Source organism: Microbispora hainanensis (genome assembly GCF_036186745.1).
In the GTDB taxonomy this organism is placed as follows: Bacteria; Actinomycetota; Actinomycetes; order Streptosporangiales; family Streptosporangiaceae; genus Microbispora.
Genome location: NZ_CP108086.1, coordinates 5,396,936 through 5,412,970, shown reverse-complemented (window position 1 = coordinate 5,412,970; position 16,035 = coordinate 5,396,936). Strand labels below are relative to the sequence as shown.

At 72.7% G+C, this 16,035-nt stretch carries 16 protein-coding genes and 1 pseudogene; 5 read left to right on the top strand and 12 right to left on the bottom strand.

Annotated elements, in window-relative coordinates; translation table 11 throughout:
- Nucleotides 1–84: 84 nt before the first annotated feature.
- The 9 genes from OHB01_RS25295 to OHB01_RS25255 form a co-directional block, all read right to left on the bottom strand.
- A complete protein-coding gene (locus OHB01_RS25295; protein WP_328854058.1) occupies nt 85–822 on the bottom strand; it encodes a lysophospholipid acyltransferase family protein in 738 nt (245 codons plus the stop codon).
- 177 nt (nt 823–999) lie between these two features.
- On the bottom strand, nt 1,000–2,754 hold the full coding sequence (locus OHB01_RS25290) for a thiamine pyrophosphate-binding protein (RefSeq protein ID WP_142651647.1): 1,755 nt from the start codon (nt 2,752–2,754) through the stop codon (nt 1,000–1,002).
- A complete protein-coding gene (locus tag OHB01_RS25285) occupies nt 2,751–3,536 on the bottom strand; it encodes a cyclase family protein (RefSeq protein WP_328854057.1) in 786 nt (261 codons plus the stop codon). The genes OHB01_RS25290 and OHB01_RS25285 overlap by 4 nt, the downstream gene beginning before the upstream one ends.
- Before the next feature lie 234 nt (nt 3,537–3,770).
- Nucleotides 3,771–4,310: a DUF1062 domain-containing protein gene (locus OHB01_RS25280; protein WP_260617520.1), complete on the bottom strand. Its 540-nt coding sequence runs from the start codon at nt 4,308–4,310 to the stop codon at nt 3,771–3,773.
- A gap of 572 nt (nt 4,311–4,882) precedes the next feature.
- Nucleotides 4,883–5,050, bottom strand: a complete 168-nt coding sequence (locus OHB01_RS25275) for a DoxX family protein (protein ID WP_328854056.1) — start codon at nt 5,048–5,050, stop codon at nt 4,883–4,885.
- Between the two features lie 40 nt (nt 5,051–5,090).
- On the bottom strand, nt 5,091–6,347 hold the full coding sequence (locus OHB01_RS25270) for an IS110 family transposase (RefSeq protein WP_328854055.1): 1,257 nt from the start codon (nt 6,345–6,347) through the stop codon (nt 5,091–5,093).
- A gap of 31 nt (nt 6,348–6,378) precedes the next feature.
- The gene (locus OHB01_RS25265) at nt 6,379–6,714 is read right to left on the bottom strand and encodes a DoxX family protein (protein WP_328854054.1); all 336 of its coding nucleotides are present in this window, start codon (nt 6,712–6,714) and stop codon (nt 6,379–6,381) included.
- A gap of 376 nt (nt 6,715–7,090) precedes the next feature.
- Complete coding sequence (locus OHB01_RS25260; RefSeq protein WP_328709719.1) at nt 7,091–8,017, bottom strand: RNA polymerase sigma-70 factor; 927 nt, start codon at nt 8,015–8,017, stop codon at nt 7,091–7,093.
- A gap of 6 nt (nt 8,018–8,023) precedes the next feature.
- Nucleotides 8,024–8,716, bottom strand: coding sequence for an NAD-dependent epimerase/dehydratase family protein (locus OHB01_RS25255; protein WP_328854053.1), 693 nt, complete (start codon nt 8,714–8,716; stop codon nt 8,024–8,026).
- 217 nt (nt 8,717–8,933) lie between these two features.
- On the opposite strand from OHB01_RS25255, the gene OHB01_RS25250 reads away from it, so the two are divergent.
- Genes OHB01_RS25250 through dhaL form a run of 3 tightly spaced genes read left to right on the top strand, consistent with a single transcriptional unit; the run spans nt 8,934 to nt 11,348 of the window.
- Complete coding sequence (locus tag OHB01_RS25250; RefSeq protein ID WP_142645189.1) at nt 8,934–9,704, top strand: MIP/aquaporin family protein; 771 nt, start codon at nt 8,934–8,936, stop codon at nt 9,702–9,704.
- Nucleotides 9,701–10,693, top strand: coding sequence for a dihydroxyacetone kinase subunit DhaK (dhaK, locus tag OHB01_RS25245; RefSeq protein ID WP_142645188.1), 993 nt, complete (start codon nt 9,701–9,703; stop codon nt 10,691–10,693). The genes OHB01_RS25250 and dhaK overlap by 4 nt, the downstream gene beginning before the upstream one ends.
- A 28-nt stretch (nt 10,694–10,721) precedes the next feature.
- Nucleotides 10,722–11,348 (top strand): dihydroxyacetone kinase subunit DhaL, encoded by a 627-nt coding sequence (gene dhaL / locus OHB01_RS25240; protein WP_142645187.1) that lies wholly within the window; start codon nt 10,722–10,724, stop codon nt 11,346–11,348.
- 149 nt (nt 11,349–11,497) lie between these two features.
- Here dhaL and OHB01_RS25235 read toward each other — a convergent pair whose 3' ends face one another.
- Nucleotides 11,498–12,262, bottom strand: coding sequence for an IclR family transcriptional regulator (locus OHB01_RS25235; protein WP_142645186.1), 765 nt, complete (start codon nt 12,260–12,262; stop codon nt 11,498–11,500).
- A gap of 36 nt (nt 12,263–12,298) precedes the next feature.
- Here OHB01_RS25235 and dhaM point away from each other — a divergent pair, with 36 nt between their 5' ends.
- Nucleotides 12,299–12,673 (top strand): dihydroxyacetone kinase phosphoryl donor subunit DhaM, encoded by a 375-nt coding sequence (dhaM, locus tag OHB01_RS25230; protein WP_142645185.1) that lies wholly within the window; start codon nt 12,299–12,301, stop codon nt 12,671–12,673.
- A gap of 169 nt (nt 12,674–12,842) precedes the next feature.
- Nucleotides 12,843–13,106 carry an HPr family phosphocarrier protein gene (locus tag OHB01_RS25225; RefSeq protein ID WP_205829688.1) on the top strand — a complete coding sequence of 88 codons (264 nt, stop codon included), beginning with the start codon at nt 12,843–12,845 and terminating at the stop codon, nt 13,104–13,106.
- Nucleotides 13,107–13,161: 55 nt separating this feature from the next.
- Here the strand turns inward: OHB01_RS25225 and OHB01_RS25220 are convergent, their stop codons facing one another.
- Nucleotides 13,162–15,618 carry an ATP-binding protein gene (locus OHB01_RS25220; RefSeq protein WP_328854052.1) on the bottom strand — a complete coding sequence of 819 codons (2,457 nt, stop codon included), beginning with the start codon at nt 15,616–15,618 and terminating at the stop codon, nt 13,162–13,164.
- A gap of 146 nt (nt 15,619–15,764) precedes the next feature.
- A pseudogene (locus tag OHB01_RS39945) lies at nt 15,765–15,941 on the bottom strand (AfsR/SARP family transcriptional regulator); the annotation flags it as partial.
- Nucleotides 15,942–16,035 lie beyond the last annotated feature (94 nt).

Below are 16,035 nucleotides of genomic sequence, written 5' to 3'. Positions count from 1 at the left end.
GGCTCAGTTATCCCCGCCTCTTGACCGCCGGTCAACCCTCCGGAGTAACGGCCGTGTTGCGGAACCGGACAGATCTCCGGAGCCCTACGCGCGGCGGGGCCGGGCGGCGGCGTCGAGCGCGGCGGCCTCCTCCGGGGTGGGCGCCGTGCCGCCCAGGTGGGCCGGCTGCCACCACACGCCTTGCCGCTGGTCGGGGTAGGTCCGCTGGGCCGCGTCGAGCAGGTCCGCCATCCGCCGCCGCAGGTCGCCGGTGAGCGCGGCGATGTCGTCGCCCACGCCGGGAAGCACGGGCTCGCCGACCAGGATCGTGATCGGGACATGCCGCTGCAGCAGCCTGCGGGGCCGGCCCTTGGTCCACAGCCGCTGGCCGCCCCACAGGGCGACCGGGATCACGGGCACCCCGGCCTCGGCGGCCATCCGGATCGGGCCGCTCTTGATCTCCTTGATGGTGAACGACCTGCTGATCGTCGCCTCGGCGAAGTTGCCGACGATCTCGCCGTCCTTGAGCGCCTGTACGGCGGCGTCGTAGGCGCCCGCCCCGGCCGACCGGTCCACCGGGATGTGGTGCATGCCGCGCATCAGCGGGCCCGACACGGGGTGGTCGAAGACCTCCTTCTTCGCCATGAACCGGACCAGCCGCCCGGCCGGGTGGGCGGCGAAGCCGGCGAAGATGAAGTCGAGGTAGCTGACGTGGTTGCTCACCAGGACCGCGCCGCCGCTCCGCGGAATCCGCTCCGTGCCCTCCATCCGGAACCTGATGTCGAGCAGCTTGAAGGCGGTCAGCGCGGTCCACAGGACCGGTGGGTACACGATCTCGGCCATGCCTGAAACCGTAACCTACTCGCCCGTAACTTTTGTGGGCCGAAAGTCCTCTTTCCGGCCGCTACACGTCGGCGCCCCGCGTCGGTCCCGCGTTCGGCACCGCCCCGGACCGGCTCCGGTGCGGCGCCGTGCCCGGTGCGGCGCTGTGCCGTACCCGGTGCGCGGCGCCGTGTCCGGTCAGTGACCGCGGAAGGCCTCCTCCAGCCACCACGAGGGGCGGTCGGCGGTGACCTTCGCGTGGACGAGCAGGGGCTTGTCGCGCGGCCCTTTCAGCCACGCGGCGACCCCCGACAGGTCCTCCTCACGCCGTACGGTCACCGCTTCGAAGCCGAAGCCCCGCGCGATCGCCGCGATGTCGGCGGGCGGGAACGTGACCGCGCCGAGCGGGAACCCGTGCGGGCCGAAATGGTGGACCTCCGCGCCGTATCCCTCGTCGTCGTAGACCACGACCACCATCGGCAGGCCGAGCCGTACGACCGTCTCCAGTTCGGCGACGCCCATCAGCGCCCCGCCGTCCCCGAGGGCGGCGACCGCGAGCCGGTCGGGCCGCGCGACGGCCGCGCCGATGGCGGTCGCCAGGCCGAGCCCGATCGACTGGTACGCCTGGGTGAAGCAGAACGCGCTGCCGTCCGGGACCGTGAGGAACATCGACGGATATCCCATGAAGTTCCCCGAGTCGACCGACACCAGCCGCTCCTGCGGGAGCAGGTCGTCGAGCCCGATGGTCAGCGTGCGGGGGTCGATGCGCCCGCCGGTGCTCAGGTCGTCGTAGGGCACGTCGCGCCAGCGGCCCTCGCGGGCGATGCGCTCGGCGATCTCCGGGGAGCGGTAGCCGCGCGTCCCCGTCTCCCCCTCCGTCGCGGGCTCGGCCTCGCCGAGCAGGGCGACGACCGCCCGCGCGGTCTCGCGTACGTCGCCGACCACGCCGAGGTCGATCTCGCGGTGCACGCCGAGCGCGTCGGGGTCGAGGTCCACCTGGACGACCTTCGTGTCCGGCCCGATCAGCGCGCCGTGCCGCGTGGTCCACATGGTGAACGTGCAGCCCCAGCCGACGACGAGGTCGGCGCTCCGGATCAGCTCGGCCGCGAGCGGGGTGGCGAAACCGCCGCTCACGTCGAGGTCCCACGGGCTGCCGTGGAAGTGGCCCTTGGCGACCGCCGAGGTGGCGAACAGCGCCCCCACCCGCTCGCCGAGCGCCTCCAGCTCCCGCCGCGAGCCGCGGGCTCCCCGGCCGGCCACGAAGACCGGCCGCTCGGCCTCCGCCAGCATCCGCGCGAGCCGCGTCAGCGCGTCGGACGGCTCCGCCGGGATGCCCTGCGTCTCCTCGTCGTCCCTGGCCTCGATGGGGAACGTCAGCCCCCACGCCGCCGGCACGCGGCTCGCCACGTCGCGGTGCGCGCCGCCCCGGCCGGCCAGCAGTTCGCGTACGGCCTCGGCGGCCTCGTCGGGCAGCTCCTCGGCCTGCACATCGAGAGGCAGGTTGAGCACCACGGTCCGGCGCCCGAGCAGCGCGGCGAGGAAGGCCATCACGGTGTCGTCCACGACCGTGGCGGCCGAGCCGACCCTGGCGCAGTGCGCGCCCACGGCCTCGGCGAGCGCGGTCTGGTCGATGCGGAAGTTGGAGGTGGGCGAGGTCACCTCCGGGGCTAGCACGAGCAGCGGGGTGCGGCTCTTGGCCGCCTCGGTGACACCGGTCAGCGCGTTGGTCAGGCCGGGCCCCTGGTGGACGGTGAGCACGGCGACCGTGCCGCTCATCCGGGCGTAGGCGTCGGCCATCGTGGCGGCCCCGCCCTCGTGCCGCGCCGCGACGTAGCGCACGCCGTGCTCGATGAGGGCGTTGGTGACGTGGAAGTTGCCGCTGCCGACGACGCCGAAGGCCGCCCTCACGCCGAGGGCGGCGAGGGCCGCGCCGACGGCCTCCGCGACGTTCACCGCTCCACCAGCGCGAGCACGCGGACCGGGCTGCCCGAGCCGCCGACGATCGGCAGCGGCCCGGCGACCACCACCGCTCCGGTGGGCGGCAGCCGGTCGAGATTGCGCAACTGCGTCAGGCCGTACTTCCCGGCGCCGAGCAGGAAGGAGTGGCAGGGGAAGGGGGGGTCGAAGGAGTGGGCCGCGCCCGCGTCGGTGCCGACGGTCTCCACGCCGATGCCCGTGATCGGGGTCTCCTCGGCAAGGTAGCGGGCGCAGTCGATGGACATGCCCGGCGTGTGCGGCCCGGTCTCGTCGGCGTTCAGAAACTCCGCCTGGTCTTGGGCGCGGGCGTCCCACCCGGTGCGGTAGAGCAGCCAGCCGCCGTCGGGCAGCGGCCCGTGCTCGGCCTCCCATGCCTTGACGTGGTCGACCTCCAGCAGGAAGTCGGGGTCGGCGGCCGACTGGGCGCTGAAGTCGAGCACCACGGCGGGCGCGATCAGCTTGGCGGGGGCCACCTGCGACACGTCCTCGCCGTCGCGTCCGGTCACCCAGTGGACCGGCGCGTCGAAGTGCGTGCCGGTGTGCTCGCCCGTGGTGAAGTTGTTCCAATACCAGGCCGGGCCGCGGTCGTCGTATCGGCTGATCTCCTGCATCGAGAACGGCACCGTCTGCCCGAAGGGCTCCGGCAGCAACAGGATCGGCGTCTTGTCGCTCAGCGGCGCGGTGAGGTCGAGCACCTCGATCCCCCCGCTCCGGATGCCGTCCACCAGATCACGCAACACCGACACAACGCCTCCCATGACTCAGGCCCCTGCGATACTCCTACACCCGCCCCCCGGAACGCCATATCAGACGCGGGTGAACGTACGCGACGATGATCGTCCAAATCATGCGTGCGACGCCAGACACGGCGGGCACTCCGAGCCCCGGAACCACCGCGCGGCCGGGCCGGGCCTCGCTCCGTACGCGTCCGGGGGCGGCTCCGGGCCTCCGGAACCGCCCCCGTCCGGCTCACGCGCCGCGGCTACATCCGGTCAGTCCCCGGGCAGCACGGTGAAGGCGAACCCGGTGCTCGTCGTACGGCGCGGCGGAACGTCGCACTTGACCCGGCGCAGCATCTCGTTCCTGCTGAGGCCGAGCCCCTGCGCGATGAGCCGCTCCGGGCGCACCGGCACCGGATCGTCGAAGACGACCTCCACCCGGACGGGCCACCCCTCGTCGAGCCATGCCGACGGGGTGTCCAGCCGCCAGGCCCCCGTCCAATCGAGAGCGACGCGGTTGCGCCGGGCGAACAGCGGATCGAGCAGCGTGGACGCCACCAGCTCCGGATCGTTGGCGTGGTAGCGCTCCAGCTCGGCCGGGTCGAACGAGGCGACCGGCGCCCGTTCGTGCACGTTGAGCTTGCTCGTGCGGTCGCAGGACACGCAGCGGACCAGCAGCCACACGTCCAGCAGCTTGCCGTTGGCGTTGACGCGGAACCTGCCCTCGCCGGTGGTGGCGGACTCCGACCGGCAGTCCACGCACCGCGACGACAGCAGAGGCAGCCTGGTCCGGCGGACGACCCAGGGCAGCACGATATGAGGTTGTGAAGACATGATCTCTCTAGACCTGACACGAGGCCGATTGCGCGCGGCCCCAAACGCTGCATGACCGGGCGCACGCGGGCAGCCCGGCAGAGCCGACGGAACGGTCGGCGTGAAGGTGAGCGGAAGAAGGTGTCAGGTCTACAGAGCGGGCGGGGTCACGCGGTTATGTCCTCTGTCCTCACTGCGATGGGCCGCAGGCACCCTACGAGAGCGCGTACGGCAGGCTCAAACGGTTTTCCCGCCGGCGACAGCGCGGCGCTCGAACGTTTTCCTCCGGCGTTGGCCGCGGCCTCGGCACCGGCAGCGGGAGTAGACGCCGGCGCGCGGGGAGCACACGCCCACGAACGGCAGGGGCGTGCGGTCGGCAGAGGCGTGCGGTTGACAGGGGCGTGCGGTTGGCAGAGGCGTGCGGTCAGCAGGGACATGTGGTCCGGCGGCGGGCCGACCGTGGTCCGACCGTGGTCCGACCGTGGTCCGGCAAGCGTCGCGCCGGGGGCCGCGCCGGGGGCAGGACCGAGCCCGCCGGTCCGGCCCCCCGGCATCGCCCTGGAAGCCGGCGGTCAGCCGGTGAAGGCGCCGGGGCCGAAGCGGCCCCAGGCGACGAAAACGGCGAGCGCGAGGTAGGCCAGGTTCAGCGCCGCGAACCGGAGCTCGCCGCGACGGCCGTGCGTGATCATCGCGCCGACCATCAGCGCGATCCAGCAGAGCGCGGTCACCGGCACCAGCACCGGTGCGATGCCGGTCGCGGGGGGCTGCCTAATGCTTTTGTCAAGCCACCGCAGCCCGGACATGGCTAGGGTCGTACGGCCTCCTGTGCCGCAGAATCGCGTGCAGGACGTTGACACGGCGGCGGGCCAGGGCGATGAGGGCCTGGTGATGCCGTTTGCCTGCGGCGCGTTTGCGGTCGTAGAAGGCCCGGCTGGCCGGGTCGCAGCTGATAGCGATGAAGGCCGACTGGTAGAAGACCCGCTTGAGGGCCTTGTTGCCTGCCGTGGCGCGCTGCAAGTAGCGGACCTTGCCCGACTGCTTGAGCACCGGGGCCAGGCCCGCGGCCGAGGCGAGCTGGTCGGGGCTGGCGAATCGGGCAATGCCGCCGGTTTCGGCGAGGAACTCCGCAGTCAGGGTCGCCCCCATCCCCGGCAGGCTGAGGATGAGGGCCGCATCAGGGTGGCGCGCCAGCACCTCCTGGATGCGCGCATCGAGCTGGGCCAGCCGTTCACGTCCGGCCAGCGCTTCGGCCGCCAGGTCGCGGATGATGTCCGCAGCCACCGTCTGCCCGGGGACGGCGATGTGCTGGGCTGCCGCGGCGTCGATCGCCGCCTCGGCCAGCGCTCGGACCATCGACGCCTTCACATGCCGCACCTGGCGCAGATGGGCCAGTACGTCCTCCAGCCCGGCGTCGCGGATCTCGGCCGGAGTGACAAAGCGGGTCAGCAGGTGGAGACCGAGCTTGCCGGTGACATCGACCACTCGCTCCAGGCCGGGGTGGATCGAGGTGAGCAGATCCCGCAGGCGGGCGGCCCGCCGGGTGGCGTCGGTGACCAGCTCCGCACGCCGGCCGACCAGCAGCCGCAGTTCGGCGTCCAGTTCCCGGCCCGGCTGCACTGGTCGCAGGTCATCGCGCATGCGCACCTGATCGGCGATCACGCGGGCGTCCTTGGGGTCGCTCTTGCGCTCCCCGCCCACGGTGGCGCGCCGTGCCCGGTTGACCGCCATCCCCGGCACATGGACCACGGCAAGGCCCGCGTGCAGCAGCATCGCCTCCAGCAGGCCGGCGATACCACCCAGCACGTCGATCCCGACAGTGGCCGGGCCGTGCTCGGCCTGCGCGACGGTGATGTGCTCGATCAGCTCGCCAATGGCACCGGGGGCGTTGTCGAAGCGGCGGCTGAGCAGCACCTTCCCGGTCTCAGCGACCTTGATCTCGGCCCAGTGGAACTCCTTGGAAACGTCGATACCTACAGCGACGGCCATGCCACTCCTTCCTCTCCCGTCACTGCCATGCAGCCTCTCCTCGCCGTCCATGCCCTACATAGCGATCAATCGCAGTGCCTAATCAGCGGTCAAGGAGAAGCGACGAGGCAGGGGGCCGAGCCTCCCTTGCCATCGAGGGCAGCCAGCGTGAGAGCCATCCCTGCCTCGTTCGCACACCCCGATCTTCTACACCAACCGGAGCGCGCTCGCACTCAAGAAGGTAGGGCAGTGTGAAGCCGGCCGCGGCGAGGATCTCCAGGACGCCGAGGGTCTTGACTCCCCCGGCGCTGACGCTTCGCGTCCATGCTCCACCTGGGGTCGCGGCGAGCTTCTCCTTCGGCGTGAATGCCTTGATGGCACCACCGGCCAGGGCCACCACGGCCAGCAGTCCGGCAACGATCCACAGTGCGAGGTTCATCGAGTCGTCCAGTCGTGATCAAGGGTACGAACGTCGTGGAAGGGCCCAGGGGCGCGGATGGAACAGAGGCCGCCGGGCGTCCGGCGGCGGTTGAACCGGTGGTTTCCGGCGGCTGCCGGACGGTGCCGGGTCCGGCGACGGCACCGCTCGGCCGCATCAGCGATGCAGGCGCCTGGCTCGGCCGGTTCGGGGACGGCGCCGCTCGATCGCATCAGCAATGCAGGGCACCTGGCTCAGCCGGTTCGGGGACAGCGCCGCTCGCTCGCATCGCGCGATGCGAGCGCCATGCTCGGCCGGTTCCGACGGCGGGCCGCTCGTCGCCGGGGGCCGGCGCTGGGGACCGCCGGGGGTCGTCAGCCCCGTGTGCCCGGCGAGATCAGCCCTTCCAGGTGCCCCCGTGGCTTGCGCGGACCAGGGCGCCGAGGTCGCCGACCCGGTCGAAATGCTGGAGCTTGTCGGGGTTGACGATGGAGTGGATGGTCTGGATCCGGCCGTCGGCGATGTCCAGTCCCATCACCCCGACCAGCAGGTCGCGGGCGTCGTAGACCAGGGCCCCCGGCTGGCCGTTGACCTGCGTGAGATGGAAGCGCACACCGCCGGCACGGGCCAGCAGGGGCGCCATCGCCGCCAGGACGCGCGCCACGCGCAGGCGTCCGTTGAGCGGACGTCCCAGCGCCGGCACCTTGCCGCCGCCGTCGCCGTGCATCGCCACGTCCTGCGCCAGCAGCTCTTCCAGCGCGCGCAGGTCGCCGTGCTCGACGGCGGCGAAGAAGCGCCCGGCGAGCTCCTGCCGCTGCTGCCGGGAGGCGTGATAGCGCGGGCGGCGCTGCCGGAGGTGGCCGCGGGCGCGGGCGACCAGGTGCCGCGTGCTGTCCACGTCGGTGCCGACGATCTCGGCGACCTCCGCGTACGGATAGTCGAAGACCTCGCGAAGCAGGAACGCGGCCCGCTGCTGTGGCGTCAGGCTTTCCAGCAGCACCAGGACGGCCAGCGACAGCGAGTCGGCGGTCTCGGCGTGCTCGCCCGGCGTGGGATCGGTGGCGAGCGGTTCCGGCAGCCACTCGCCGATGTAGCGCTCCCGCCGTACGCGTGCCGAGCGCAACTGGTCGATGGCCAGCCGGGTGACCAGGGTGGCGATGTAGGCCCGTGGTGAGGCGATCGTCTCGCCTCCGCTCTGGGTCTGGTGCAGCCGCAGGAACGCCTCCTGCACCACGTCTTCGGCTTCGCCGACGCTGCCGAGCATCTGGTAGGCGATGGCGAAGGCGCGCGGCCGCAGCTCGCCGTACAGGTCAGAGGTGGACATGCCGGGTCAGCTCAATCCGTCGACGAACCCGGTGCGCCAGCTCGGGTGCCGCGGCGCCCACCCGAGTTCGCGCTTGGTCTTCTCGCTTGAGATCCCGCGGGCCCGTGTCATCATGTCGACCGCCCCCTCGCCGGCCAGCGGGCGGGCGAGCCAGGCCGGCACCCGGCGCGGCGGTCCGGCGCCGAGCGTACGGGCCAGGTAGGGCAGCCAGACGCGCACCGGAGCCGGGTCGTCGTCGGCGACGTGGTAGATCCCGGTCTCGCCTTTCTCGACGGCCGCGACGGTGGCCGCCGCGGCATCGGCGATGTGCACCAGCGACCACACGCCGTCGCCGCTGCCGATGATGGGGAACCTCCGCTTGCGGATCTGCCCGGTCATGACCGCGTCCGGCGCGGCGCTGAGGCCCGTCCCGGGGCCGTAGAAGGAACCGTAACGGAGCACGATGCCGTCGGCCCAGGTGATGCCGGTCACAGCATCCTCCACGTGGCGCAGCGCGGCCACGGCCTCCGCGGCGTCGCCGGGCGGGTCCGGCTCGATCCGGCCGTTCTCGTCGGCGACCGGTTCGGCGCCCAGTGCACGCAGCGGCCCGGTCTTGGCCTGCGAGCGGGTCGTGCCGACCACCTGATGGCCGCGTGCCACCAACCGGGTGACGAGGTGGGTGCCGATCGCCCCGGACGCCCCGGCGATGAAGATCTTCATGTCGTCTCTGTTCGTCGCGCTGATGAAGTCGCGCTCGGCACTAGAGACGAGACAGCCCGCCTGCCCATGAACGGCAGTGACGCACCTCACACGGATGCCGTGGACGGCTCCCGCGCGGGAAGCGCCGACGACCCCTTGACGTGGATGGCCTCCAGATTTAACTTCTATGAAATCGCGTTCGACATTATCGAACGATGTTCACGATCTGGACGGTCTCATGAACGACTCACCCCCCTCCACGTTCCAGAAGCTCCTGTCAGAACTGCTCGGCACCGCCTTCCTCGTGTACGTCGGCGCCGGCTCGGCCGCCGCCACCGGGGTCATCGCCGCCGGATCCCAGGCACCCTTCTCCATGGCCCAGCTCGGCATGATCAGCTTCGCGTTCATGCTGGTCATCGTGGGCACGGTCTATGCCATCGGGCACATCTCCGGCGCCCACATCAATCCGGCGGTCACGGTCGCCCTCGCCGCGACCGGCCGCTTCCCCTGGCGTGAGGTGCCCGGCTACGTAGCGGCGCAGGCCGCCGGGGCGGTCGCCGGCGCGCTCGGGATCTTCGCGACGCTCGGCGCGGACGCCGCCAAGGCCGCCGGAGGCGGCGTCACCGCGTACGCCGCCGAGGTCGGCTTCGCCCGCGGCACGCTGGTCGAGGCGATCGGCACGTTCATCCTGGTCTTCGTCATCTTCGGGGTGCTCGACCGGCGGGCCATACCCGGATGGGCGCCGATGGCGATCGGCTCGATCGTCTTCGCGATCATCGTCATCGTGGGCCCGGTGACCGGAGCCGCGATCAACCCGGCCCGCTACCTCGGCCCGTTCCTCGTGGACGCCGCCTGGGGCGGCTCGGCGAGCTGGGCCCAGGTGCCGGCGTACTTCATCGGGGAGTTCGCGGGCGGCCTGATCGGGGCACTCGCCTACACGGCGCTTGCGGCCTCGCGAGGAAGGACGAAGCTGGAGAGCACGACCACGGCAGTAGGGACCGCATCATGAAGAAGCTCATCAACAGCGTCGACTCCGTCGTCACCGACGCGCTTCGCGGCATCGCCGCGGCGCACCCCTCGCTCCGCGTCGACATCGAGAACAAGGTGGTCTTCCGCGCCGACGCCCCACGGCAGGGCAAGGTCGGCCTGGTCTCCGGCGGCGGTTCCGGTCACGAGCCGCTGCACGGCGGGTTCGTCGGCTACGGCATGCTCGACGCGGCCTGTCCCGGCGAGATCTTCACCTCCCCCGTCCCCGACCAGCTCATCGAGGCGACCAAGGGCGTGGACGGCGGCGCGGGCGTGCTGCACATCGTGAAGAACTACACGGGCGACGTGCTGAACTTCGAGATGGCCGCCGAGCTGAGCGGCGACGAAGGCGTCGAGGTCGCGACCGTGCTCGTCAACGACGACGTGGCGGTGCAGGACTCCCTCTACACGGCGGGCCGCAGGGGCACCGGGGCCACGCTGTTCGTGGAGAAGATCGCCGGGGCGCTGGCCGAGACCGGGGCGCCCCTGGCCGAGGTGGCACGGGTCGCCCGGGAGGTCAACGAGCGCAGCCGCTCGTTCGGGGTGGCGCTGACGCCCTGCACGGTCCCGGCCGCGGGCAAGCCCACGTTCGAGCTGGGCGACACGGAGATCGAGCTCGGCATCGGCATCCACGGCGAGCCCGGCCGCACCCGGGCCCCGATGCGCGAGGCCCGGGAGATCGTCCGTACGGCCATGGACGCGATCGACGCCGACCTGCCGCTGTCCGGCGAGACGCTCGTCATGGTCAACGGCATGGGCGGCACGCCGCTCATCGAGCTGTACATCGTCTTCGCCGAGGTGGAGGCCTACCTTCGGGAGAAGGGCGCGACGGCCGTACGCAGCCTGGTCGGCAACTACGTGACCAGCCTCGACATGCAAGGCTTCTCGGTGACGACGTGCTCGCTGACCGGCGAGCTCACCCGGCTCTGGGACGCGCCGGTGGAGACACCCGCGCTGCGCTGGGGCCGCTGACCGCCATCCGAACCTCTGGAGTCCGCTCGTGAACACCCAGTTCTTCGCCGCCTGGATCGAGGAGATCGCCGCCGCCGTACGGGCACAGCGCGACCACCTCACCCAACTGGACGCCGCGATCGGCGACGCCGACCACGGCGCCAACCTCGACCGCGGGTTCACCGCCGCGCAGGAGGCGCTGGCCGGCGCCTCCCCGCAGACCCCGGGCGCGCTCCTCGTGCTCGTCGGGTCCACGCTGATCCGCAAGGTCGGCGGGGCCTCGGGTCCCCTGTACGGCACCGCCTTCCGGGAGATGGGCAAGGCGTTCGGCGAGGCCGCGGAGATCACGCCGGCCGAGCTGAGCACGGGCCTGAACGCGGCCCTGTCCGGCGTACAGCGCCTCGGCGCGGCGGCCGAGGGCGACAAGACCATGGTCGACGCCCTCGCCCCGGCCGCCAAGGCGCTGGGCCAGGCCGTACAGGACGGGCTGAAGCCGGAGGAGGCGCTGGAGGCGGCGGCCGCCGCGGCCGAGCAGGGCGCCAGGGCGACGGTCCCGTTACAGGCGCGCAAGGGGCGGGCCAGCTACCTGGGACCGCGCAGCGTCGGGCACGAGGATCCCGGCGCCGCCTCCACGGCTCTGCTGTTCGGCGCGCTGAAGGCGGCCGCCTCCCGATGACCGCGAGCCGCGGCCGGGCCGCGACGAGCCGGGTCCCGGCGCCGGCCCACCCGTCCAGCGCCTGGGAGCAGGGGCACGCGAACCGGCTGGACGGCCGGGTCGTGAGCCGCCGGGGCCGGGCGGGCTCGGGCCGGGTGGACGTGGGCCGGTCAGACGGCCGGGCCGCCGTAGCGGGGCGCGCCGAGATCGCGCGAGACCGCCCGTGCGGTCTCGCGCACGGCCAGCGCGATCTCCTCCCGCCGCGCCGGGTCCAGCACCCGCTCGACCGGCCCGACCACGGCGACGGCGCCGGCCACCGAGCCGTCCCGGGAGAAAACGGGCGCGGCGACGCCCGCGTCTCCCAGCGCCGCCTCCTGGTCCTCGACGGCGTACCCCCGGCGGCGCACCTCCGCGAGCACCCGCTCAAGGTCGTCGCGGACGGTCCTGGTGAGCCCGGTCAGCGGGGCGAGGTCGCCCGACAGCAGCTCGTCCCGGCGCGGGTCGTGGGCGGCGATGGCGTGGCCGAGGGCGCAGGCGTGCCACGGGATCGCCGCGCCGACCTCCAGGATCTGCACGACGTCGTCGGGCCGGAACACGTGGTGCAGCACGATCACCCGGCTCCCCGACAGCGTGCCGACCCAGACGGCCTCGTTGACCCGCTGGGCCAGAGAGTCGGCCCACAACAGGCTCCTGGCCCGCAGTTCGGACCCCTCCAGATAGGCGTTGCCGAGTTGCAGCACGGCGGGCCCGAGCGCGTACTTGCCGGTGTCGGGGTCCTGCACGACCAGCTCGCAGGCGGCGAGCGTGCGCAGCAGCCCGTGCACGGTCGGCTTGGCCAGGCCCACCCGCTCGGCGATCTCGGTGACCCCGAGCCGGGGGGTGCCTGACCCGAGGACCTTCAGGATGAGCGCCGCGCGCTCCACCGACTGGATCACTTTTCGATTATGCCGAACGATCTTCAGGAATAACGAATGGTTGGCATCGTACTCATTTCACACAGCAGCAGCCTGGCCGCGGAAGTGGCCGCACTGGCAAGGCAGATCGGCGGCGCACATGTGCCGCTGGCGGCGGCGGGAGGCACCGAGGACGGCGGTCTCGGCACCAGCCCCGACCTGGTGACCGCCGCCATCAAGGAGGTGGACCGGGGGGACGGGGTCGTGCTCATCCCCGACCTCGGCAGCTCGGTGCTCACCGCCAAGTTGCTGCAGACCCCGGATGACGTCGTGATCGCCGACGTGCCGTTCGTGGAGGGCGCCATCTCCGCGGTCGTGGCGGCGGGCGGCGGCGCCTCGCTGGACGGTGTGCTGGCGGCGGCCGAGGAGGCGTGGCATGTCCGTAAGCTCTGACCCCACGGCAACCCCAGCGCCGACGGCAAGCCCTGCCGGCGCGAGCCCTCCGCCTGCGACGCCCCCTGCGGTGGCGGCCCCTGCTGCGGCCGCGACGAGCCCCGCTGTGGCTGAACCCGCCGCAGCGACCGCTGCCATGATGCCCCCTGCTGGGGCGAGCCCTGCGGCTGTGCCTTCCAAGGCCGGCGCGGACGAGCGCACGATCGTCCTGAGCGAGGACCTGCACGCCCGCCCCGCGAGCGCGCTCGCGCAGACCGCCGCCGCCTTCACCTCGGCCGTCACCCTCTCGTACGGCTCTCGCACGGTCGACGTGCGCAGCGTGCTGTCGCTGATGGGCCTGGGCGCCACCAGTGGGCAGACCGTGACCCTGCGCGCCACCGGCGACGACGCCGCCGAGGCTCTGACCGCTCTCAGCGCGGTGCTCGGCGGCTGACGGACGCGCCGGGAGTCCGGTCCGAGGCGGCCGAAGCCGTGCTGCGGCGGAGCGGTTATGACCCCACGGACTGCGCGTGGCTCTGCCTCGCGGACTCTCCGGCGCTCTCCAGGAAGTCGCGGACCTTCTCGGCCTCCGGAACACCGAGCTCGCCGTAGAGGCCGAGAGCCAGCCGCCCATGCTCACACGCCTGCTCCGCGTGCCCGAGCGCGAGGTGGGCGCGCGCCAGCCCGTCGTGCGCACGCGCCCGCTCCGGCCGGTTGCGCGTCAGGTCGGCGAGCGCGAGCGCGGCCGTGTGCTCCTCGACGGCCCGAGCCGGGTCGCCCGCCGCCTCGGCCAGCCCGTTGAGCGCGGCCGCCTCGTCGGCGGTGTCGCCGAGGGCGCGGTAGACCGCCGCGGCCTGCTCGTGGCGGATGCGCGCCTGGGCGAGCTCGCCCTGGCGCCGCAGGACGACGCCGAGATGGTCGAGGATCGCCGCCTCTCCCGCCGGGTCGCCCACCTTGCGGTGGAGTGCCAGCGCCAGGTCGAGATGGCGCCGGGCCTCCTCGGGACGGCCGGCCCGGTCGAGGAGGAGGGCGAGGACGCCGAGCACGTTGGCCTCGCCCCAGGTGTCGGCGCCGATGCGGGTGAGGTCGAGCGCCTGCTTGAGGTGCTGCTCCGCCTGGGTGTCCCGGCCCCGGCGCAGGGCCACGTTTCCCAGGGTGAGCAGTGCCCGGGCCCGTTCGCCGGCCTCCTCGCACGCGTCGAGGGCCTGGTGAGCGTGCTCCTCCGCCCGCTCGTACTCGCCGAGCCGCCAGTAGGTCCGCGCCAGATCGGTGAGCGCTCGCGCCTGAACGTCGGGATCGCCGAGCGCGCGGCTGCGCCGCAGCGCCAGGGTGTGCAGCGTCAGCGCGTCGTCGTGATGCGCGTGCCGGTCGAGGTAGGGGCGCATCGCCAGGGCCAGCATGCCCAGGCAGATCTCGGGGCCGTGGACGGCGGTCGCGATGATGTTGGAGCGTTCGGCGTCGAGCCAGGCGATCGCCTCCGCGGCGTCGCGGATGGGCGCGATCGGGGCGGCCGGCTGGGGGATGCCCTCCCGCTGGCCGACGGTGTACGGGAAGAGCCGGTCCATCGCCGCGCGGGAGCGGTGCAGGTAGTAGGTGAGCAGCCGCATGACGGCGCCGTCGTCCTCGGCGAGCGAGCGGGCGTGCTCGCGGAGCAGATCGTGGAAGGTGTAGCGGCCCGGTTCGAGCTGCAGGAGCATGTGGGCGTCGAGGAGGCCCTCGAGCAGTTCCTCGGCCTCGTCTTCGCGGATCCCGGCCAGCGCGGCCGCGCCGCAGACGTCGATGTCGCGCCCCGGAACCAGTCCGAGCAGGCGGAACATGCGCTGCTTGTCCTCGTGGAGCTGCTCGTAGGAGAGCGCGAAGGCCGCCGACACCCCGTCCAGGAGCCGGCGATGGTCCCGCAGCCGCCCGGCCAGATAGGACACGGTCCAGCGCGGGCGATGCTGGAGGCGGGCGGCGGAGATCCGGATGGCGAGCGGGAGGTGCCCGCACAGCCGCAGCACCTCGCGTACGGCCTCCGGCTCCTGGTGAGCGCGTTCGCCCACGATCCGCTCGAACAGCTCGGCGGCGTCCGCCTCGCCCAGCACGTCCACCGACAACGCCTGGGCGCCGTCCAGGTCGACGAGCCGCCGCCTGCTGGTGATCAGGACGAGGGTGCCGGAGCGTCCCGGCAACAGGGGGCGCACGTGCTCGGAGTCGAGAGCGTTGTCCAGTACGGCGAGCACCCGGCGATCGGCCAGCTCGGCGCGCCAGAGGGCGCTCCGCTCGGCCGGGGCGACCGGGATGCGGTCGGCGGGCACCCCGAGCTGGCGGAGGAGTGTCTCCAGCGCCGCGGCGGCGTCGATCGGCTCCCGGCCCGCCGTGTGGGCCTGCAGGTCGATGAAGAGCCGGCCGTCCGGATAGCGGGCGGCCAGCCGGTGGGCCACGTGGACGACGAGAGTGGTCTTGCCGATCCCCGCCATGCCGTCGATCGTGACGACCGCCGGCCCGTTGTCGGTGTGGTGCTCGTCCGCGAGCCGCTGCAGTTCGGCGGTCCGTCCGGAGAAATCGGGAATGTCGTACGGCAGGAAGGTGGAGCGGGACGCCGGTTGGGAAGCCGCCGTCGCCGCGCCGGCCAGGCGCAGGGCCGGGTCGTCCGCCAGGACCGCCCGCTCCATTTCGGTGAAGGCGTGTCCGGGGTCGAGCCCCTGTTCGTCCGCGAGAGCCGTACGGTAGGCGCGCGCGGCGGCCAGGGCGTCGGGCTGCCGCCCCGCCCGGTGCAGGGCCAGGACGAGATGGCCGTTGAGCTTCTCGCGCAGCGGGTTGGCGGCCACCTGGGCGGCGAGCTCGTCGAGCAGATCTCCGTGCCGCCCGGCGGCGAGCTCACCCTCCACCAGGCGCTCGTACGCCGACAGCCGCCGGTCGTTCCAGAGCTCCCGGACGCCGGTGACGTAAGCGCGTGCACGTCCTCCAGCGCCTCGCCGCTCCACAGGTCCAGGGCCCTGCGCAGCTCACCTGCGGCCACCAGCTCGGTGAACTCCTGCGCCTCGACCTGTCCGGGCGCCGGCTGCGCGATGTAGCCGCCGGCGCGCGTCTCCAGGAGCCGTACGGCTCCCGCGCCGCGCAGCACCTTGCGGATCGCGGTGATCGAGGCGTGGATCTGCGACCGGGCGGTGTCGGGCCGGTCGTAACCCCACATCGCGTCGATCAGCCGCTCGATGCCGATCACGCGGCCGGCGTTGAGCAGGAGGTAGGCCAGGACAGCCCGGTGACGTGGGGCGATGCCCGTCAGCGCCGCGCCGTCGACGACCATCTCGACGGGGCCGAGCAGGGTGAAGCGCAGCATCGTCCCCCCATCACGATCGCATCGTGCGCGCATAGCGAATGTATCAATCCGGACGGCCACT

Excerpts from the sequence above, each read along its gene's own strand:
- dhaK (WP_142645188.1), top strand. The coding sequence starts at position 9,701 with ATGAAGAAGCTCATCAACAGCGTCGACTCCGTCGTCACCGACGCGCTT.
- dhaM (WP_142645185.1), top strand. The coding sequence starts at position 12,299 with ATGGTTGGCATCGTACTCATTTCACACAGCAGCAGCCTGGCCGCGGAA.
- OHB01_RS25250 (WP_142645189.1), top strand. The coding sequence starts at position 8,934 with ATGAACGACTCACCCCCCTCCACGTTCCAGAAGCTCCTGTCAGAACTG.
- OHB01_RS25270 (WP_328854055.1), bottom strand. The coding sequence starts at position 6,347 with ATGGACGGCGAGGAGAGGCTGCATGGCAGTGACGGGAGAGGAAGGAGT.
- OHB01_RS25265 (WP_328854054.1), bottom strand. The coding sequence starts at position 6,714 with ATGAACCTCGCACTGTGGATCGTTGCCGGACTGCTGGCCGTGGTGGCC.
- OHB01_RS25295 (WP_328854058.1), bottom strand. The coding sequence starts at position 822 with ATGGCCGAGATCGTGTACCCACCGGTCCTGTGGACCGCGCTGACCGCC.
- OHB01_RS25260 (WP_328709719.1), bottom strand. The coding sequence starts at position 8,017 with ATGTCCACCTCTGACCTGTACGGCGAGCTGCGGCCGCGCGCCTTCGCC.
- OHB01_RS25285 (WP_328854057.1), bottom strand. The coding sequence starts at position 3,536 with ATGGGAGGCGTTGTGTCGGTGTTGCGTGATCTGGTGGACGGCATCCGG.
- OHB01_RS25255 (WP_328854053.1), bottom strand. The coding sequence starts at position 8,716 with ATGAAGATCTTCATCGCCGGGGCGTCCGGGGCGATCGGCACCCACCTC.